At 60.2% G+C, this 19809-nt stretch carries 19 protein-coding genes; 14 read left to right on the top strand and 5 right to left on the bottom strand.

The features are described 5' to 3' along the window. Positions 1-88 precede the first annotated feature (88 nt). The 5 genes from ribF (at position 89) to ispH (ending at position 5960) form a co-directional block, all read left to right on the top strand. A complete protein-coding gene (gene ribF / locus F8N96_RS07125; protein WP_191630714.1) occupies positions 89-1039 on the top strand; it encodes a bifunctional riboflavin kinase/FAD synthetase in 951 nt (316 codons plus the stop codon). Beyond that, on the top strand, positions 1040-3871 hold the full coding sequence (gene ileS / locus F8N96_RS07130) for an isoleucine--tRNA ligase (protein WP_150797208.1): 2832 nt from the start codon (positions 1040-1042) through the stop codon (positions 3869-3871). Beyond that, the gene (lspA, locus tag F8N96_RS07135; protein ID WP_150797209.1) at positions 3864-4376 is read left to right on the top strand and encodes a signal peptidase II; all 513 of its coding nucleotides are present in this window, start codon (positions 3864-3866) and stop codon (positions 4374-4376) included. Before ileS ends, lspA begins: the two co-directional genes overlap by 8 nt. Positions 4377-4383: 7 nt before the next feature. Beyond that, positions 4384-4821 (top strand): FKBP-type peptidyl-prolyl cis-trans isomerase, encoded by a 438-nt coding sequence (gene fkpB, locus F8N96_RS07140; RefSeq protein ID WP_191630718.1) that lies wholly within the window; start codon positions 4384-4386, stop codon positions 4819-4821. A gap of 191 nt (positions 4822-5012) precedes the next feature. Further along, complete coding sequence (gene ispH, locus F8N96_RS07145) at positions 5013-5960, top strand: 4-hydroxy-3-methylbut-2-enyl diphosphate reductase (protein WP_150797211.1); 948 nt, start codon at positions 5013-5015, stop codon at positions 5958-5960. On the opposite strand, the gene F8N96_RS07150 is transcribed toward ispH, so the two are convergent. Next, positions 5937-6479 (bottom strand): GspH/FimT family pseudopilin, encoded by a 543-nt coding sequence (locus tag F8N96_RS07150; RefSeq protein WP_150797212.1) that lies wholly within the window; start codon positions 6477-6479, stop codon positions 5937-5939. The genes ispH and F8N96_RS07150 overlap by 24 nt on opposite strands. 129 nt (positions 6480-6608) lie before the next feature. On the opposite strand from F8N96_RS07150, the gene F8N96_RS07155 reads away from it, so the two are divergent. The 7 genes from F8N96_RS07155 to thiO are packed head-to-tail and all read left to right on the top strand — an operon-like array spanning position 6609 to position 13413. Beyond that, the gene (locus F8N96_RS07155; protein ID WP_150797213.1) at positions 6609-7082 is read left to right on the top strand and encodes a GspH/FimT family pseudopilin; all 474 of its coding nucleotides are present in this window, start codon (positions 6609-6611) and stop codon (positions 7080-7082) included. Next, positions 7079-7528 (top strand): type IV pilus modification protein PilV, encoded by a 450-nt coding sequence (gene pilV / locus F8N96_RS07160; protein ID WP_150797214.1) that lies wholly within the window; start codon positions 7079-7081, stop codon positions 7526-7528. Before F8N96_RS07155 ends, pilV begins: the two co-directional genes overlap by 4 nt. Continuing rightward, a complete protein-coding gene (locus F8N96_RS07165; RefSeq protein ID WP_150797215.1) occupies positions 7525-8259 on the top strand; it encodes a PilW family protein in 735 nt (244 codons plus the stop codon). Before pilV ends, F8N96_RS07165 begins: the two co-directional genes overlap by 4 nt. A 23-nt stretch (positions 8260-8282) precedes the next feature. Then, entirely contained in the window at positions 8283-8744 is a 462-nt protein-coding gene (locus F8N96_RS07170) for a PilX N-terminal domain-containing pilus assembly protein (protein WP_412071802.1), read from the top strand. After that, positions 8731-11844 carry a pilus assembly protein gene (locus tag F8N96_RS07175; protein ID WP_150797217.1) on the top strand — a complete coding sequence of 1038 codons (3114 nt, stop codon included), beginning with the start codon at positions 8731-8733 and terminating at the stop codon, positions 11842-11844. Before F8N96_RS07170 ends, F8N96_RS07175 begins: the two co-directional genes overlap by 14 nt. 14 nt (positions 11845-11858) lie before the next feature. Next, a complete protein-coding gene (locus tag F8N96_RS07180) occupies positions 11859-12257 on the top strand; it encodes a type IV pilin protein (protein WP_150797218.1) in 399 nt (132 codons plus the stop codon). A 55-nt stretch (positions 12258-12312) separates the two neighbouring features. Next, a complete protein-coding gene (thiO, locus tag F8N96_RS07185; RefSeq protein ID WP_150797219.1) occupies positions 12313-13413 on the top strand; it encodes a glycine oxidase ThiO in 1101 nt (366 codons plus the stop codon). Positions 13414-13541: 128 nt separating this feature from the next. On the opposite strand, the gene F8N96_RS07190 is transcribed toward thiO, so the two are convergent. The 4 genes from F8N96_RS07190 to F8N96_RS07205 all read right to left on the bottom strand — a co-directional run bounded on the left by F8N96_RS07190 (position 13542) and on the right by F8N96_RS07205 (position 17903). Continuing rightward, positions 13542-14888: a sigma-54-dependent transcriptional regulator gene (locus tag F8N96_RS07190; RefSeq protein WP_150797220.1), complete on the bottom strand. Its 1347-nt coding sequence runs from the start codon at positions 14886-14888 to the stop codon at positions 13542-13544. Next, on the bottom strand, positions 14885-16474 hold the full coding sequence (locus F8N96_RS07195; RefSeq protein ID WP_150797221.1) for a sensor histidine kinase: 1590 nt from the start codon (positions 16472-16474) through the stop codon (positions 14885-14887). The genes F8N96_RS07190 and F8N96_RS07195 overlap by 4 nt, the downstream gene beginning before the upstream one ends. Beyond that, a complete protein-coding gene (locus tag F8N96_RS07200; protein WP_128870787.1) occupies positions 16464-16697 on the bottom strand; it encodes a PP0621 family protein in 234 nt (77 codons plus the stop codon). Before F8N96_RS07200 ends, F8N96_RS07195 begins: the two co-directional genes overlap by 11 nt. A 183-nt stretch (positions 16698-16880) precedes the next feature. Continuing rightward, positions 16881-17903: an outer membrane protein assembly factor BamD gene (locus tag F8N96_RS07205; protein ID WP_150797222.1), complete on the bottom strand. Its 1023-nt coding sequence runs from the start codon at positions 17901-17903 to the stop codon at positions 16881-16883. Between the two features lie 151 nt (positions 17904-18054). Here F8N96_RS07205 and rluD point away from each other — a divergent pair, with 151 nt between their 5' ends. Together rluD and pgeF are read left to right on the top strand one after the other, a co-directional pair. After that, positions 18055-19017, top strand: a complete 963-nt coding sequence (rluD, locus tag F8N96_RS07210) for a 23S rRNA pseudouridine(1911/1915/1917) synthase RluD (RefSeq protein ID WP_046048807.1) — start codon at positions 18055-18057, stop codon at positions 19015-19017. Beyond that, positions 19014-19733 (top strand): peptidoglycan editing factor PgeF, encoded by a 720-nt coding sequence (gene pgeF, locus F8N96_RS07215; protein WP_150797223.1) that lies wholly within the window; start codon positions 19014-19016, stop codon positions 19731-19733. The genes rluD and pgeF overlap by 4 nt, the downstream gene beginning before the upstream one ends. Positions 19734-19809: the final 76 nt, after the last annotated feature.

Raw genomic sequence — 19809 nt, forward strand, 5'->3', positions numbered from 1 at the left:
CGGTTCGATCACTTTGGGTTACGGTGTTGCCTGTCGTCGGCCGCCGTGTGTGGTTATAATCGACCACTTTATGAGCAAGAAGCGCGTTATGCAGCTGGTTCGAGGCCTCCACAACCTGCGCCCCCAGCATCGGGGCTGTGTCGCCACTATTGGCAACTTTGACGGTGTTCACCGTGGTCACCAGGCAATCCTGGCAAGGCTGCGTGAACGTGCGCTCGAGTTGGGCGTGCCCAGCTGCGTGGTGATTTTCGAGCCGCAGCCGCGAGAATTCTTCGCCCCGGACACGGCACCCGCCCGCCTGGCCCGCCTGCGAGACAAATTGCAGCTGCTGGCCCTGGAAGGTGTCGACCGGGTGTTATGCCTGGCGTTCAACCAGCGCTTGAGCAAGCTCAGCGCCAGCGAATTCGTCGATACCATTCTGGTGGACGGCCTCGGCGTCCAGCATCTGGAGGTCGGTGACGACTTCCGGTTCGGCTGTGACCGGGTAGGGGATTTCGTTTTCCTGCAGCAGGCCGGCGTCCTGCAAGGCTTTTCTGTCGAAGCCGCGCAAACGGTCGAACTGGACGGCATTCGAGTCAGCAGCACCCAGGTCCGCAATGCCTTGGCCGCTGCCGATTTTGCCTTGGCCGAGCAGCTGCTCGGTCGCCCGTTCCGGATTGCCGGACGCGTCTTGCACGGCCAGAAGCTGGCCCGCCAGTTGGGTACGCCCACGGCCAACATACAACTCAAGCGTCGTCGCGTGCCGTTGACCGGGGTTTACCTGGTCAATGTCGACATCGACGGCAAGACCTGGCCAGGCGTCGCCAATATCGGCGTGCGACCCACGGTCCAGGGTGATGGCAAAGCCCACCTTGAAGTGCATCTTTTAGATTTTGCCGGCGATCTGTATGACCGGCGTTTGACGGTGGTTTTCCACCACAAGCTGCGTGAAGAGCAGCGTTTCGCCTCTCTGGAGGCGCTTAAGACGGCGATCAATGCGGATGTTGCCGCCGCCCGTGCCCTGTCGCACCTAGCGCCAATCGCTAATGAAGAGCCTTAAATGACCGACTATAAAGCCACGCTAAACCTTCCGGACACCGCCTTCCCTATGAAGGCCGGCCTGCCTCAGCGCGAACCGCAGATTCTGCAGCGCTGGGACAGCATTGGCCTGTACGGTAAGTTGCGCGAGATTGGCAAGGATCGTCCGAAGTTCGTCCTGCACGACGGTCCTCCGTACGCCAACGGCACGATTCACATCGGTCATGCGCTGAACAAGATTCTCAAGGACATGATCATTCGCTCGAAAACCCTGTCGGGTTTCGATGCGCCTTATGTTCCGGGCTGGGACTGCCACGGTCTGCCGATCGAGCACAAAGTCGAAGTGACCCACGGTAAAAACCTGGGCGCGGACAAAACCCGCGAACTGTGCCGTGCCTACGCCACCGAGCAGATCGAAGGCCAGAAGTCCGAATTCATCCGTCTGGGCGTGTTGGGCGATTTCGCCAACCCGTACAAGACCATGGACTTCAAAAACGAGGCCGGTGAAATCCGTGCCCTGGCGGAAATCGTCAAGGGCGGTTTCGTGTTCAAGGGTCTGAAGCCTGTGAACTGGTGCTTCGACTGCGGTTCGGCCCTGGCTGAAGCGGAAGTCGAGTACGAGAACAAGAAGTCCTCGACCATCGACGTGGCGTTCCCGATTGCCGACGAAGCCAAGCTGGCTGCCGCTTTCGGTCTGCCGTCGCTGGGCAAGCCGGCTTCGATCGTGATCTGGACCACCACCCCGTGGACCATCCCGGCCAACCAGGCACTGAACGTTCACCCGGAATTCAACTACGCCCTGGTCGACGTCGGCGACAAGCTGCTGGTACTGGCTGAAGAGCTGGTCGAGTCGTGCCTGGCGCGTTACAGCCTGGAAGGCTCGGTCATCGCGACCACTACCGGTAAAGCGCTGGAACTGATCAATTTCCGTCACCCGTTCTACGATCGCCTGTCGCCGGTTTACCTGGCCGAGTACGTTGAACTGGGCGCCGGCACCGGCGTGGTTCACTCCGCCCCGGCTTACGGCGTAGACGACTTCGTGACCTGCAAGAAGTACGGCATGGTCAACGACGACATCCTCAATCCGGTCCAAAGCAATGGCGTTTACGCGACCTCGCTGGAGTTCTTCGGCGGCCAGTTCATCTGGAAGGCCAACCCGGCCATCGTCGACAAGCTGACCGAAGTGGGTGCGCTGCTGCACACCACCATCATCGAACACAGCTACATGCACTGCTGGCGTCACAAGACTCCGCTGATCTACCGCGCCACCGCGCAGTGGTTCATCGGCATGGACAAAGAGCCTGTCAGCGGCGACACCCTGCGCAAGCGGGCGATCAAGGCCATCGAAGAGACAAAGTTCGTTCCGGCCTGGGGTCAGGCGCGCCTGCACTCGATGATTGCCAACCGTCCGGACTGGTGCATCTCCCGTCAGCGCAACTGGGGCGTGCCGATCCCGTTCTTCCTGAACAAGGAAAGCGGCGAACTGCACCCACGCACCGCCGAGCTGATGGAAGAAGTCGCCAAGCGCGTCGAAGTCGAAGGCATCGAAGCCTGGTTCAAGATGGACGCCGCCGAGCTGCTCGGTGACGAAGCGCCGCAGTACGACAAGATCAGCGACACCCTGGATGTCTGGTTCGATTCGGGCACCACGCACTGGCATGTCCTGCGCGGTTCGCACCCGATGGGCCACGAGACCGGTCCGCGTGCCGACCTGTACCTGGAAGGCTCTGACCAACACCGTGGCTGGTTCCACTCGTCGTTGCTGACCGGTTGCGCCATCGACAACCACGCGCCATACCGCGAACTGCTGACCCACGGCTTCACCGTCGATGAGTCCGGCCGCAAGATGTCCAAGTCCTTGGGTAACGTGATCGCGCCGCAAAAGGTCAACGACACCTTGGGCGCCGACATCATGCGTCTGTGGGTGGCTTCTACCGATTACTCGGGTGAAATGGCGGTTTCCGAGCAGATCCTGCAGCGCAGTGCGGACGCCTACCGGCGTATCCGTAACACCGCGCGCTTCCTGCTCTCGAACCTGACCGGCTTCAACCCGGCCACCGACATCCTGCCGGCCGAAGAAATGCTGGCACTGGACCGTTGGGCCGTGGACCGCACCCTGCTGCTGCAACGCGAGTTGCAAGAGCACTACGGCGAATACCGCTTCTGGAACGTCTACTCCAAGATCCACAACTTCTGCGTGCAGGAGCTTGGCGGTTTCTACCTGGACATCATCAAGGATCGCCAGTACACCACTGGCGCCAACAGTAAGGCCCGCCGTTCGGCGCAAACCGCGCTGTACCACATCTCCGAAGCGCTGGTGCGCTGGATCGCGCCGATCCTCGCATTCACTGCCGACGAACTGTGGCAGTACCTGCCGGGCGATCGCAACGAGTCCGTGATGCTCAACACCTGGTACGAAGGCCTGACCGAGCTGCCGGAAGGCGTCGAACTGGACCGCGCCTACTGGGAGCGGATCATGGCCGTCAAAGTGGCCGTCAACAAAGAAATGGAAATCCAGCGCGCGGCCAAGGCCGTCGGCGGCAACCTGCAAGCCGAAGTGACGCTGTTCGCCGAAGAGGCGCTGAGCGCCGACCTGGCCAAGCTGAGCAACGAACTACGCTTCGTGCTGATCACCTCGACCGCTACCGTCGCGCCTTTTGTTCAGGCGCCAGCGGACGCGGTAGTCACCGAAGTCGGCGGTTTGAAGCTGCAAGTGGTCAAGTCGAGCCACGCCAAGTGCGCCCGTTGCTGGCACTGCCGTGAAGACGTCGGCGTGAACCCGGAGCATCCGGAAATCTGCGGTCGTTGCGTCGACAACATCAGCGGCGCCGGCGAGGTTCGTCACTATGCCTAATGCTGCTGGCCGTTTCGGACGGCTGAGCTGGCTCTGGTTGAGTTTGCTGGTCCTGGTCATTGACCAGGCCAGCAAGTTCTACTTCGAAGGCAAGCTCGAAATGTTCCAGCAGATCGTGGTGATCCCCGATCTGTTCAGCTGGACCCTGGCCTACAACACGGGCGCGGCATTCAGTTTCCTCGCCGACAGTTCCGGCTGGCAGCGCTGGCTGTTCGCACTGATCGCGATTGTGGTCAGTGCGGTTCTGGTGGTCTGGCTCAAGCGCCTTGGCCGCAACGAAACCTGGCTGGCCGTCGCGTTGGCGCTGGTGCTGGGTGGCGCGCTGGGCAACCTGTATGACCGCATTGCTTATGGCCATGTGATCGATTTTATCCTGGTGCATTGGCAGAACCAGTGGCACTTCCCGGCGTTCAACTTCGCCGATAGCGCGATTACTGTAGGTGCTGTCATGCTGGCGCTGGATATGTTCAAAACCAAGAAAACCGGAGAAACCGTTCATGACTGAACAGGTATTGGCTGAGCAACGCATCCGCCAGAACACGGAAGTCACCTTGCACTTTGCACTGCGCCTGGAGAACGGCGACACCGTCGACAGCACCTTCGACAAAGCCCCGGCGACCTTCAAGGTCGGCGACGGTAACCTGTTGCCAGGTTTCGAAGCTGCGCTGTTCGGCTTCAAGGCCGGCGACAAGCGTACGCTGACGATTCAACCGGAAAACGCGTTTGGCCAGCCCAACCCGCAGAACGTGCAGATCATCCCGCGCTCGCAGTTCAAGGACATGGAACTGTCACCGGGTTTGCTGGTGATCTTCAACGATGCGGCCAATACTGAGTTGCCGGGCGTGGTAAAGGAATTCGATGACGAGCAAGTGACCATCGACTTCAACCATCCGCTGGCTGGCAAGGCATTGACCTTTGACGTCGAGATCATCAGCGTCAAATCGCTGTAACTGACGAAACCGGCTCGCGGTAACATACGTTCTTTCTGAATCTACGCGGTGTCCTGTAGGAGCGAGCTTGCTCGCGATGATCGTTAACGATAGCGCGTTCGTTCTGAATTAACGCGGTGTCCTGAAGTCCATCGTCGGAACGCCGCCCGGAGCAAGCTCGCTCCTGCACAGGGCAAGACACGAGGCACAGCATGCAAATCAAACTCGCCAACCCCCGTGGCTTCTGCGCCGGCGTGGACCGGGCGATCGAAATCGTCAACCGCGCCCTGGAAGTCTTCGGGCCGCCGATCTATGTGCGTCACGAAGTGGTGCACAACAAGTTCGTCGTCGAAGACCTGCGTGCTCGCGGCGCGATTTTCGTTGAAGAACTGGATCAGGTGCCGGACGACGTCATCGTGATCTTCAGCGCCCACGGTGTTTCCCAGGCTGTACGTACCGAAGCGGCCGGCCGTGGCCTCAAGGTTTTCGACGCGACCTGCCCGCTGGTGACCAAGGTGCACATCGAGGTGGCGCGCTACAGCCGCGACGGCCGTGAATGCATCCTCATCGGCCACGCCGGTCACCCGGAAGTCGAAGGCACCATGGGCCAGTACGACGGCAGCAATGGTGGAGCGATCTACCTGGTGGAAGACGAAAAAGACGTCGCTGAGTTGCAAGTGAGCAATCCCGAAAAACTGGCGTTCGTGACCCAGACCACGCTGTCCATGGATGACACCAGTCGCGTCATCGATGCCCTGCGTGCGCGCTTCCCGGCGATCGGCGGTCCGCGCAAGGACGACATCTGCTACGCCACGCAAAACCGTCAGGATGCGGTCAAGCAACTGGCCGACGAATGCGACGTGGTATTGGTGGTCGGTAGCCCGAACAGCTCCAACTCCAATCGCCTGCGTGAGCTTGCCGAACGCATGGGGACGCCGGCTTACCTGATCGACGGCGCCGAAGATCTGCAGAAGAGCTGGTTCGACGGTGTCGGGCGCATCGGCATCACCGCTGGCGCCTCCGCACCGGAAGTCCTGGTGCGTGGCGTGATCCAGCAGTTGCAGGCGTGGGGCGCTACCGGGGCCGATGAACTGGCGGGTCGCGAGGAGAACATCACGTTCTCCATGCCTAAGGAATTACGCGTGCGCTCTTTGCTCTGAGTCTTTTCCTCCCGCGCACAATGCCTGTACGGTTTTTTGACTGCGCAGGCTGACACGACCGTTCGAGGCCAGCACCACCTGGTGTTGGCTGATCGGCTCGCGGTCCGCGCAAACATGCAATGTCCCCGCTTGAAAGCCATTGTGCAGCGGTTCGCCCAGATTGCTGAAGCGTATGGACGTCCTGACATATTGATTGCCGAAAATCGGCACCCGGGTGCCACTCCGGCGTTCGACCAGCAACGGATTGCTGCTGTCCTCGTATCCCTTACCATTAACATCCACAATGATCCGCCAGCCTTGGCTCCAGTCGCCGTCGATGGCGTGAATCATGACGGTCTGGCTACGTGTGATCGCTTCGCTCCTGGCGCTGCGCAGGCCAGCGACCAGCGAGTTCGCCGCTTCCTCGCGATGGTTCGCCTCGGTGAGTGCCGCCAAAGCCGGACTGACCAATGACAGAACAATCCCGGTAATTGTCAGTCCCATGAGCAGTTCGATCAGGCTGAAACCTTGCTGACGCATGACAACTCCCTCCCTGGAGTGGTACCCCGCACGATCCATGCGCAGGTAATGGCAAATCAACCGTACATCTGCCGGTCGAATGTTCTAGCGTGTAGAAGCAGGTATAGCCGACGGCTACGGAGGGCAACGATGGATCATCGTACAAAAGGTTTCACGCTGATCGAGTTGCTGGTCGCACTCGCGGTTTTTCTGATCCTGATCACGATAGCTGTTCCGGCATTTACCCGTTCAGTGCAAAGTACCAAGGCCGACACCGAAATGGGCGATCTGCAACGCGCTCTGAACTTCGCCCGACTGGAAGCCATCGACCGGGGCATTACCACCCAGCTCCGTCCGACAGAAACAGGCAAAGTCTGGACCGGTGAGCTGGCTGTTTACGACGCTAGTGTCAAACCGCCCATTGTATTGCGGGTTGTTCCGGCAATGAGCAGCGGTGCGGGTCTGACGCTAACCTCAGGCGTGACCGCGATCGATTTCAACAATCTGGGCGGGTTGGCGGCACCCTCTGCGCCGGTCGTGATCAGCTACGTATTGGGGGCGCAAAGCAGGACGCTGAATGTGTGTTTGAATGGACGAATTCTATTGGGTGGAAGTTGCGGATGAGGGGATGGAGCAAGCGTGCACAGGAGGGCATGACGCTGATCGAGGTTTTGGTGGCGTTGGTGATACTGAGCGTCGGTCTGTTGGGGGCTGCGGCGATTCAGCTCAATGCGCTGAAGTACACGGACAGCTCGCGGATGACCACCCAGGCCAGCTTTATCGCCTACGACCTGATGGACCGCATTCGCGCCAACTCCACTGAGGATTACACCGTCACACCGCCGACCTCGAGTAACCCGCAGGTCGCCCGGGATCAGGACCTCTATGAGTTTACCTCCAACATTGTCAATTCCCTCGGCGCCAGCGCGACAGGCAGCGTCACGCTCAAGCAGCGCGTGTACACCATCACCATCACTTGGGACGACTCGCGGGCGGCCAATACCGCCAATTCGCGACGCAGCTATGTGCTGACCAGTCGCGCCACAGTCGACCCTGTGTCCAAACCATGAATAAAGCTAACAAAGGCTTCGGCCTGATCGAATTGTTGATCGCCATGGCGTTGAGCCTGATCGTGGTGCTGGGCGTTGCACAGGTTTTTATCGCCGCCAAGAACACTTATGTCAGCCAGAACGCCGCAGCCAACATGCAGGAAGACGCACGATTCGTGCTGAGCAAGATGATTCAGGAAATCCGCATGGTAGGGATGTTTGGTTGTCAGGGGACTATCAAAGACTCAGTCTCGACGGGTGATTTCAGTCTCAGAAAGAAGGAGCCTATCAATTGGGACAATGCGAGCCAGAAATTGACCCTGTTGACAGCGGATGTCGGCCGCAGTGGGACGCCGACCTGGACGGTGATATCCAGATGTGGACTAGGCGGCACCGTCACCAGCCCGGGCACCGACGACCCTGCAATCGCTTACCCGGGAGTACGGGAACCTGGTGATGGGCAAATTGCATTTCCAATCCGACGGCTGATCTACAGCCTTAAGAATAACCAGCTGACAATGGGAGTCGGCAACGGTACACCGACTCAGGCGGTGCTGATTGACAACGTCAGTGCCTTCAATGTGAGCTTCGGCGTCGAGGGTTCGACCGGAGCCTTGAGTTACATCAGCAACCCGTCTGATACGAGCTTGATTCGGAGCGTGCATCTGACGTTGACCCTCTCTGACCCGAATAACCGGGTACGCAATCAAACCTTCAAAGTGGTTGCTGCTTTGCGCAACCGGTTACCATGAGAGAAGGGCTGATGAAGGTTTCGATGACTTCTCATCATCAGCGCGGCATGGCGTTGCTGGTCAGCCTGGTGTTTCTCTTGCTGCTGACATTGATCGGCATTTCATCAATGCAGAATGCCACCCTGCAAGAAAAAATGGCCGGCAGCGTGGCCTTGCGCAATCAATCGTTCCAGACCGCCGAAGCCGCACTGCGTATTGGTGAAAGTGCCGTGCAGCTGGACACTTATGTGCTGCCGGTCTGCAGTGGTAACCAATGCGCGCCACCGGGCGAATCCAAGACGATCACCGGCGCCGGATTCAACTCTACTTCGGGGGTGACCTGGATCGCCGCCGGTGGTGGTTTCTACGGCGTGCAAAATATCGGCACCACATGGGACGCCGTGAACATGCCTAGCGGCTCGACAACGCTGTACCGGGTGACCGCCGTGGCCATTGCAGGTAACAACGTTCGCACCGTGGTGGAAAGTATTTATGCGAAGCAGTGAATGGGGCACCTGCGTGTGGAGAATGTTTTACGGCCTCGTGCTGGGGTTGTATCTGTCAGCCCCGGTTTATGCGTTCACCCCCTCGGACTCACCGCTGCTGAGTGCCGCCGCCGTTCCGCCCAACGTGATGCTGCTGATCGATGACTCGGGAAGCATGAACAACATCATCTGGGCGCCAGGGTTCGATCCGACGGTCAACCGCGCGCAGGTCGCCAATTGCAGTTCCAACACCTCATGCTTCAGCGGTCAGAATCTGGACATGAGCGACACCAATATCCTCCTGTCCAGCCTCAATCGGGGCGGGTGCTCAACCAGCGGTAACTGGTACGGTTTCTATCGCGGCTTTCTTGGGCTGTCATCCGTATGCCTGAAGCTGCCCGACCCGGTGGGCAACGAAAATACTCGCTACACCGCCAACTACTTGTCTTATCTGGTGGGCCTGGCCAATGGTTCGAACCGGGATTTCACCACTGGCACCGGTGCGATCCCCAACGATTACCGGATGAGCGTGGCACAGGATGTGTCGACAAACCTGGTCAGCAGCAATCGCGCGCTGCGAATCGGCCTGGCGACGTTTAACCCGCCCAACAGCAGCAACTCCGGCCCCGGCGGTTTCATTGCCCGCCCGGTCAGTGACCTGGCTCCCGTCAGCGGCAGCGTCACCCAGACCCAGGCCAACACCAACTACAGCGCCCTGATCGCCTCGATCAGTGGCTTGAGTGCAATTGCCAATACCCCATTGGCGGAATCCTATTACGAGATAACCCGGTACATGCGCGGCATGGCGCCGTACCACAACTCGACACCGACCACCTACACCAGCCCGATCCAGTATCGCTGCCAAAAGAACTACGGCGTGGTGATCACCGATGGCTTGCCCACGTTCGACCGGACCTTTCCCACCAATGATCCGCTCGGCGGCAGCCGTTTGCCGAACTGGGATGGCATCGCCACCAACGATGGCGACAACCTGTTCGGTGACGCAGAGGGCGATACCCTGTACCTGGACGACATCGCCAAATTCGCCTTTGACATCGACATGCGCACCACCGGCACCGATGCCGCGGGCAAAAGCTGGAACGCGGTGGACTTCCCCAAGCAGAACATGAACACCTACACCGTAGGTTTCACCGCAGCGAACCAGATGTTGTCGGACGCCGCCAATTACGGGCAGGGCAAGTACTATCAGGCGACCGACAGTGCCGGCCTCAATACGGCACTGTCATCGGCCTTGAGCGACATCACGTCCAAGGCCGGTTCCGGAGGCAGCGGCATCACCAGCAGTTCGATCGTCGGGGTCGGCTCCTCCTATTACCAGACCAGCTATGACCCCAAGGACTGGCGCGGCACGATCAAGTCCTATGGCTTCACCTCCAGCGGCGAAGTCAATACCGCCTCGGTGCTCTGGACGACCGACACGGCCATCGTGCCCGGCGCCACGGCACCGACCTATCAGTCCTGGAATACCCTGACCAACGCTCCCATAACCTTGGCCTACACCAACTTTTCCCCGGCGCAGCAGACGATCCTCGGTCAGGGTTTGCCTACCGGCATTACCGGAGGCGATCTGGTGGAGTGGAGCAAGGGCATCAACAAAACCGGGTTGAAACCGCGCAGCGTATTACTCGGCGACATCATCAATTCGCCCCTGGTACTGGCATCGCCATCGGACAAGACCGCCGCCGACCTGGTGGGCGATACCAGCTACAGCACCTACCTGGCCACCAAAGCCGCCAACATGACCGCCAGTCTGGTGGTCAACGCCAATGACGGTTTTGTGAGCGTCATCAACCCGGCCAACGGCACCCGGCGTTATGCCTACATGCCGTCCAGTGTGCTGCCATCGCTGCGCACTATCGCCGACACCGCCTACCTTAACGGTGTCGGCCACGAGTTTCTGGTCGATGGTCAGCTCGGGGTGTTCGATGCCCAGCTCAACAGTGCCTGGAAAACCCTTGCACTGGGCGGTACCGGCGCAGGCGGCAAGACGTTTTACGCCGTGCAGCTGTACGACGCTGCGGCCGGCAACGTGTCCAAGGCATTATGGGAGATCACTGCGCCGACCACGGCCAATACGGCGAACGTGTTCAATGACCTGGGTTATGCCTACGCCCGTCCGGAAGTGGCACGCTTGGCCGATGGGCGCTGGGCGGCTTTCATCTCCAACGGCTATGGCAGCCATTCGGGGGTGGCGGCGTTGTACGTGGTGGACATTCGTGATGGGTCGCTGATCAGGAAAATTGTCATCGACAGCAGCGAAACCACCAACGGCCTGTCCTCGGTGAAACTCAAGGTCAACTCGCAAAATATGGCGCAGGCTGCCTATGGCGGTGACCTGAAAGGGCGGTTGTGGAAGTTTGACCTGAGCGGCGCCCCGGACACCTGGGGCGTGGCGTTTTCCGGCAAGCCGTTGTTTACCACCGCGGGGGGCGCCGCTCAGCCGATCACGGCGCAACCGTTGCTGGCGGACAATACCCTGGGCGGCAAAGTGGTATTTTTCGGCAGCGGAAAATTCAACGAGACGGCCGACAAGACCAACAAGGATCTACAAGCGTTCTATGCGGTGTGGGACGCTAACGGTGGCACCGGGCAAATCACCACCTCCAGTTTGCAGGCCCAGGCGGTGACGGGCGTGTTTTCGGGAAGCTCGGGGCAGTTCATCACCACCAGCCAGAACGAAGTGACTTATCCGGCCGAGAAGGGCTGGTACCTGCCACTGGTCTACAACAGCGTGTTGAACGGTGAGCGGGTGATCAACCAGGCGGCTTTGGTTCTGGGAAGAATCGTATTTACCACCGCCAGCGTCGACACCACGGACCCTTGTGCCAGTTTCGGCACCGGCAAACTGATCGAACTGGATGCATTCAGCGGTAAAATGTTCAACTACGCGGTACTCGATACCAATGGCGATAACCTGGTCGACAGCAGCGACACGATTTCCAGCGGGGTGATTTTCACCGGCGGGATGCCGGTGCTGAATGCCATCGTCAACGGCGGCACCGCCAAGATCGTGGGCGATTCCAGTGCGTCGGTGACCAGGCTGACTGAAAAGGGCGGCGGCGGTGACAGTCGGCGCATCATGTGGCGACAAATACAGTAAGTGAGAGTTGAGGCATGCGTAGATCCAACCGAGGTTTTACCCTGATTGAAATCATGATCGTGATTGCGATCATCGGGATCGTCATCACCATTGGCTACCCGAGCCTCACCGAGTACGTGAAGAAAGGCCGCCGGACTGAAGTGGCGGGTTTGCTATCCGAGCAGGCGCAAATTCTCGAACGGTTTTATTCGAAGTCAAATGTCTACACCGGTGCTGGTCTGAGCGCCGGCAATGATTTCTACACAATCACTCCGGCCTTGACCGATCAGGCCTTCAAGTTGACGGCTGTGCGCAAGGCCGGCAGCGCCATGGCGACGGACAAGTGCGGGGATTTCACTATCACCAACACCGGCGTCAGAAGCATGGAGAATGCTGCAGCGGGCCTGACCACCAAGGATTGCTGGGGTCGCTGATTTCCTTTTCGGGCGCCTTTTTCGCCCTCTGTCTATTTAACGGTTGGATCAGAACATGACCAGGCAACAGCAAGTGGTGATTGTCGGTGGCGGCGTAATAGGATTGCTCACGGCATTCAATCTCGCCTCCGAAGTGCAGAGCATTGTATTGCTGGATCGCGCGAATGTCGGTCAGGAGTCCTCCTGGGCCGGTGGCGGTATCGTTTCCCCGCTCTATCCATGGCGCTACAGTCCGGCGGTCACTGCGTTGGCCCATTGGTCCCAGGACTTTTATCCACAGCTGGGCGAGCGCTTGTTCGCGGCGACCGGCATAGATCCCGAAGTGCACACCACCGGTTTGTACTGGCTGGATCTGGATGATGAAGTCGAGGCGCTGGCCTGGGCCGAGCGTGAAAACCGGCCGTTGCGGGCTGTGGATATCTCGGCGGCCCACGATGCGGTGCCGGTGCTCGGTGCCGGTTTTTCCCGGGCGATCCATATGGCCGATGTGGCCAACGTACGCAATCCGCGGTTGGTGAAATCCCTCAAGGCTGCGTTGCTGGCGCTGCCCAACGTGACCATTCATGAGCACTGCGAAGTCGGCGGGTTCATCCGTGAAGGCGCTGCTGTCGTCGGGGTGCAAACCTCGGCGGGCGCCATTCATGGCGATCAGGTGGTGCTGACGGCTGGCGCCTGGAGTGGTGATTTGCTCAAGAGCCTGGGTCTGGAGCTGCCGGTCGAACCGGTCAAGGGACAGATGATCCTTTACAAGTGCGCGGCAGACTTTCTGCCAAGCATGGTACTGGCCAAGGGGCGTTATGCGATTCCTCGGCGCGACGGGCACATTCTGATCGGCAGTACGCTGGAGCATGAAGGATTTGACAAGACACCGACCAAGTCAGCCCTGGAAAGCCTGAAGGCGTCGGCAGTGGAGTTGATTCCGGCATTGGCGGAGGCCGAAGTGGTCGGACATTGGGCCGGGTTGCGGCCGGGCTCGCCAGAGGGCATTCCTTACATTGGCCGGGTGCCCGGCTTTGAGGGCCTGTGGCTCAACTGCGGGCATTACCGCAATGGGCTGGTGTTGGCGCCGGCGTCCTGTCAGTTGTTTGTGGATGTGATGGTGGGGCGTGAGCCGATTATCGATCCGGCGCCGTATGCGCCCACCGGACGGATCTAGCCGCGGAATATTGGTCGCTTGTCAGATCGCCTTCGCGAGCAGGCTCGCTCCCACAGGGGTCGAGGTTGCCCGCGGTTCTGTGTTCACAGCAGATCCCTGTGGGAGCGAGCCTGCTCGCGATGGGGCCCTCAATCCAGGCCCAATTTCTTCAGCCGATAACGCATCGACCGAAAAGAAAGATTCAACCGCTGAGCCGCCGCCGTACGGTTCCAGCGGGTTTCCTCCAGCGCCTGAAGGATCAGTTTGCGCTCAACGTTTTCCAGATAATCCTCCAGATTGTCGATCTGCGTCAGGTCCGGTACACCGCCTTGCGCGGCACAGTTGCCTTCGGCCAGGCGCAGGTCGCCGGCTTCGATCTGTTTGTTCTCACACAGCGTGTGAGCCCGTTCGAGCATGTTCTCCAGTTCCCGCACATTGCCCGGAAAACGATAGCTTTTCAGGGCGTCGAGGGCGTGTGGATGGAGTCTGGCGGCGGGCTGGCCACTGCCGGCTGCCAGGCGTTTGAGAACATGGATGGCCAGGGTCTCGATATCGTCGCGACGTTCGCGCAAGGACGGAACCCGCAGCTCGATCACGTTCAGCCGATAGTACAAATCCTGGCGGAAGCGCTCGGCGGCGACTTCGGCGTCGAGGTCTTTGTGGGTGGCGCAGAGGATGCGCACATCGACCACGGTTTCCTGTTGGCCACCGACACTGCGCACGGCTTTTTCCTGAATCGCCCGCAGCAGCTTGACCTGCATCGCCAGCGGCAAGTCAGCCACTTCGTCGAGAAGCAGCGTACCGCCATGGGCCGCCTGGAACAGGCCGGGCTTGTCTTCGATGGCACCGCTGAAGCTGCCTTTGCGGTGGCCGAAAAACTCGCTTTCCATCAATTCCGAGGGGATCGCCGCGCAGTTCACCGGGATAAAGGGTCGATTGGCCCGCGGTCCCTGCTCGTGGATCAGTCGCGCGACCAGTTCCTTGCCGCTGCCAGACTCGCCGCTGATGTACACCGGGGCCTGGCTGCGGGCCAGTTTGTCGATTTGTTTGCGCAGGCTGCGCATGGGCAATGAGTCACCCAGCAACTGCCGATCGACGGTGCTGCTGGCGCCGCCCGGCGCAGTCAGGCGCAGGGCGCTGGTGACCAGTTCCCGCAGGCGGGAAAGGTCTACCGGTTTGGTCAGGAAGTCGAAGGCCCCGGCCTTGAGTGCGTTGATCGCTGTTTCAAGGCTGCCATAGGCCGTAATCATCGCCACCGGTACTTGTGTATGGCGTTGCTGGATGTAGTGCACCAGCTCCAGGCCGGTGCCGTCGGGCAGACGCATGTCGGTCAGGCACAGGTCGAAGGTCTCGCGTGTCAGCAGGGCCTGGGCTTCGCCAAGGTTGCGGGCACTGAAAGTGTCGAGTTTCATTCGTCCCAGGGTGATTTCCAGGAGTTCGCGGATGTCCGGCTCGTCGTCGACGATCAGGACTTTTTGCCGTGGGCTTGTGTTCAACTTTGTTTCCGTCCGTGAGCAAAGGTGATACGAAAGCAGCCGCCGCCTTGGCGTGGTTTGAAGTCTAGGCGGGCCTGGTTGCTTTCGCACAGCTCACGGGACAGATAAAGTCCAAGTCCCGTTCCCTGGGTGCTGGTGGTGAAAAACGGTTCGAACAGCTGTGCCTGATGGTCCGGTGCCACGCCGGTTCCATCGTCCCGGACCTCGAGAATCGGCAGCTGGCTGTCGCGGTCGACAAACAGTTCGAGCCAGACCTGCGCCCGGTCGTGGACCTGGATGCTATGGCGCCAGCCGTTGCGCACCAGATTGTCGAGTATCTGGGTCAGCTGGTTCGGGTCCATCAGGGTTGTGAAGTCGCCCGATCCCGTGTGCAGGTGAATCTGCTGGCGCTCGGTCGCGCGCTCGCGGGTTTCGGCGACGAACTGTTCCAGCCACGGCTTCAGGTCGAGCCGTTGCGCCACGGTCTGTTGGCGACGGGACAGTTGCAGGACGTTTTCGATTACCCGATTCATTCGCTGAGAGTGGTCTTGAATAATCTGGGTCAGACGTCGATCCGCCCCATTGAGTTCCTCTGATTCCTGTAATAGCTGCGCGGCGTGACTGATGGCGCCCAGTGGATTGCGGATTTCATGGGCAATGCCGGCCGTCAGGCGGCCGAGGGCGGCGAGTTTCAATTGTTGGGCCTGTTGGGCGATCTGGGCGAGGTCTTCGAGAAACACCAGCGTCTGGTAGTGGGGGCTCTGGTCCAGGGCAATAAAGCTCGGTTGCAGCTCCAGGCCACTGCCGTCGACTTTGACGCTCTGGGGGCGCAGCGTCGGATTGTTGAGCCACAGGTGCAGGCGTTCGACCAGGGCGGGCGAGTAATCATCGATCAGATGGCCCTCAAGCCCGTCCCGCCCCAACAGGGCCAGCGCACCGTGGTTAGCCAGTTGCACCCGTCGCTGGTTGTCGAGTACCAGGATGCCGGTGCGCATGCGTTGCAGGATCAGCGCATTGAGGGCTTCGAGGCCGACCACTTCGCTGGCCCGTTGCTCGGCCAGGCTTTCACTGACTTCCAGGCGCCGGGTCAGTCCCTGGACCAACAAGGCTGCGGCGAAGCACAGGGCGCCCAGCGTGCCGACTTGCAGGTAGTCGTTGGGGCTGGTCGGATGGCTGAAGCTTATCAGCAGGCTCAGCCCGACGATGCCGAGCGCGCCGACAGCGGCAATCAGCAAGCCGATATGCCGCCGCAACAAGGTGTTGCTGATCGCCACCGACACGATCAGCAGATTGCCGATGGCGCTGGCCACGCCGCCGCCGGCGTAGAACAGGCCGCACAGCAGCAGCACGTCGGTCAGTGCCAGACTGAACAACTGCGCCGGGCGGCGGGTGTTCTCTAGAAACACCACCAGCAGAATATTGAGGACCAGGTACAGCCAGCTGCCAGTGCGCAGCAAGTGGTCATTGGCGAACTTCAGCAACTGGTTGTCCATGTTGCTGGATATCAACAACACCAGGATGAGGCCGACGCTTAAACGGTAAAGATGATAGAGGCGCAGCAGTCGCTGGGCTTGTTTGCTGCCGGGACTGGACGTCTCAGCGGTCACTTGAACCCGGGCCTTGCTCAAGGTGAGCCTGGCTGCAATACCACTGTTGTTGGAGGTTCAGCGCGCGGTCGCGGGGCAGGTGGACGCCGCAATGCGCGCAGCGGACCATTGGCGCCGCTTCCAGCTCGGCGGAGGACTTGGGGGCGGAGGAAGAAGCCTTGAACTTGCGCCAGAACCATACCGCAGCGGCAATCAGGGCGATCCAGAACAATAAACGAAGCATGGCGAGCTGCTTTATGACGAGTGATTCAGCAGTTTAGCTAAGGACATCTCCAGCGCACAGCGTTATAACGCTGCGTAACACTGTAGGAGCCGGCTTGCTGGCGAATGCGGTGTGTCAGTCAAATAGATGCTGGCTGATACACCGCGTTCGCCAGCAAGCCGGCTCCTACAAAGTGTGCGTCTATCAGTCGAACACGCCGAAGGTCATGTAGCTGAACCACGAGCGGTCGCTGTTGTTGGCTTCGGGCTCAGGTTCCTCTTCTTCGATCACGTCGCCATCTGCATCTTTAGGCTTGAGATCGCTTGGAATCGCGTCCTTGGCTTCCTGATACTGCCTCTGGACGTCCTGGTTGGCGCGGGTTTCGCCCGGCGGCAGCGGTGGACGGGACTCGATCAGGCCCAGGGTGGCCTTGCTCAACCACGAACGGTTGTCGGCTTCTGCGACCGAAGGCGTGAACTGACCGTCGACCAGGCTTGGATGGTTCGGGTAGTTGAGCTTCAGGGTTTCGAGGCTGGTGTTGGCCAGTTCGTCCAGGTGCAGACGCTGGTAGGCCTCGGTCATCACCGCCAGGCCGTCACCGACCGACGGGGTTTCCTGGAAGTTTTCCACCACGTAGCGACCACGGTTCGCCGCGGCGACATAGGCCTGGCGGGTCAGGTAATAGTCGGCAACGTGAATCTCGTACGCGGCCAGCAGGTTGCGCAGGTAGATCATGCGCTGCTTGGCGTCCGGCGAGTAGCGGCTGTTCGGGAAGCGGCTGGTCAGTTGGGCGAACTCGTTGTAGGAGTCGCGAGCGGCACCCGGGTCACGTTTGGTCATGTCCAGCGGCAGGAAGCGCGACAGCAGGCCAACGTCCTGGTCGAAAGAAGTCAGGCCCTTGAGGTAGTAGGCGTAATCGACGTTCGGGTGCTGTGGGTGCAGTCGAATGAAACGCTCTGCGGCGGACTTCGCAGCCTCTGGCTCGGTGTTCTTGTAGTTGGCGTAGATGAGCTCGAGTTGAGCCTGATCAGCGTAGCGACCGAACGGGTAACGCGACTCCAGGGCCTTCAGCTTGGCTGTGGCGCTGGTGTAGTTGCTATTGTCCAGATCGTGCTGAGCCTGCTGGTACAGCTCGACCTCGCTCAGGTTTTCGTCTACGACTTCCTTCGATGAGCAAGCAGCGGTCAATGCGAGGATGGCGATCAGCAGCAGGTGTTTCACTTGCATGGCGGCTTGCGTCCCTATGACGGCCGCTGTCTTGGGCGGGGCCGTCCTGTTATGATGAGCGCCCCGTTGAATAGCTTCGGGGCAAAAGACGCCGTATTTAACCACAAGCGCGCAGCCGAAACCAAAAGCTGTGCCGACGCCTAGTCTGAGCATGTCCGATAAAATTGAACTTCGCGCAGAGGTGCCGTCCGAATTGGGCGGCCAACGCCTCGATCAAGTCGCCGCACAATTATTCGCTGAGCACTCGCGCTCGCGCCTTTCCGCCTGGATCAAAGACGGCCGCCTGACTGTGGATGGGGCGGTTATCCGCCCGCGAGACATCGTTCACGGTGGCGCCATTCTTGAGTTGACTGCCGAGCAGGAAGCTCAGGGCGAATGGATCGCTCAAGACATCGAGCTGGACATCGTCTATGAAGACGACGACATCCTGGTGATCAACAAGCCTGCGGGCCTGGTGGTGCACCCGGCTGCCGGTCATGCTGATGGCACCTTGCTCAACGCCTTGCTGCACCATGTGCCGGACATTATCAATGTGCCCCGCGCCGGGATCGTGCATCGCCTGGACAAGGACACCACCGGTCTGATGGTGGTGGCCAAGACCATTCAGGCGCAGACGCAGCTGGTCACGCAACTGCAGAGCCGCAGCGTCAGCCGCATCTACGAATGTATCGTGATCGGTGTAGTCACCGCCGGCGGCAAGATCAATGCGCCGATCGGTCGTCATGGCCAGCAACGCCAGCGCATGGCCGTCATGGAAGGTGGCAAGCAGGCCGTCAGCCATTACCGCGTGCTCGAGCGTTTCCGTTCCCACACTCACGTGCGGGTCAAGCTTGAAACCGGTCGTACGCACCAGATTCGGGTCCACATGGCCCACATCAACTTCCCGTTGGTCGGAGATCCTGCCTACGGCGGTCGTTTCCGCATCCCGCCGGCAGCCAGTGTGACCATGATCGAATCGTTGAAGGCTTTTCCGCGTCAGGCCCTGCATGCGCGGTTCCTGGAGCTGGATCATCCGACCACCGGTAAACGCATGAGTTGGGAATCGCCACTGCCGGACGACTTCGTCTGGTTGCTGACGCTGCTCAAGCAAGACCGCGAGGCGTTCATCGGATGAGTGACTGGCTGATTCCTGACTGGCCTGCGCCGGCCGGGGTGAAAGCCTGTGTGACCACCCGTGCGGGCGGCGTCAGTCTGGCGCCGTTCGACAGCCTCAACCTCGGCGATCACGTCGACGACAGCCCCGAAGCCGTTGCCGAAAACCGTCGTCGCCTCACCGAGCATTTCTCCATTCAACCGGCCTGGTTGCAGCAGGTTCACGGCATTGCCGTGGCTCATGCCGACCCGGGCCTGGTGGCGACTGCCGACGCCAGCTGGACGGCGACGCCCGGTATCGCCTGCACGGCGATGACGGCCGATTGCCTGCCAGTACTCTTCTGCGACCGTGCCGGCACGCGTGTGGCGGCGGCCCATGCCGGTTGGCGCGGGTTGGCGGCGGGGGTGCTGGAAGCCACCCTCGACAGTCTGGCTGTGCCGCCTGCCGACGTGCTGGTCTGGCTCGGTCCTGCCATTGGCCCGCAAGCCTTTGAAGTCGGCCCGGAAGTGCGCGAAACCTTCGTCGAACAACTGCCTGAAGCCGCCGAGGCCTTTGTGTCGAGCCAAAATGCTGGCAAATTCATGGCTGATATATACCAGCTGGCGCGGTTGCGTCTGGCTGCCCGCGGTGTCACTGCCATCTATGGCGGTGGTTTCTGCACCGTGACCGATCCACGCTTCTTTTCTTACCGGCGCAGTCCTCGCACCGGTCGGTTTGCCTCCCTTATCTGGCTCTAGTGCCCTGTCTCAGGGCACGAACGCTAGACTTGCCTGACCTGCATCAACATCACGACGCTTGAATCTCCCAGAATCG

The organism is Pseudomonas fluorescens, from assembly GCF_902497855.1.
Taxonomy (GTDB): domain Bacteria; phylum Pseudomonadota; class Gammaproteobacteria; order Pseudomonadales; family Pseudomonadaceae; genus Aquipseudomonas; species Aquipseudomonas fluorescens_BI.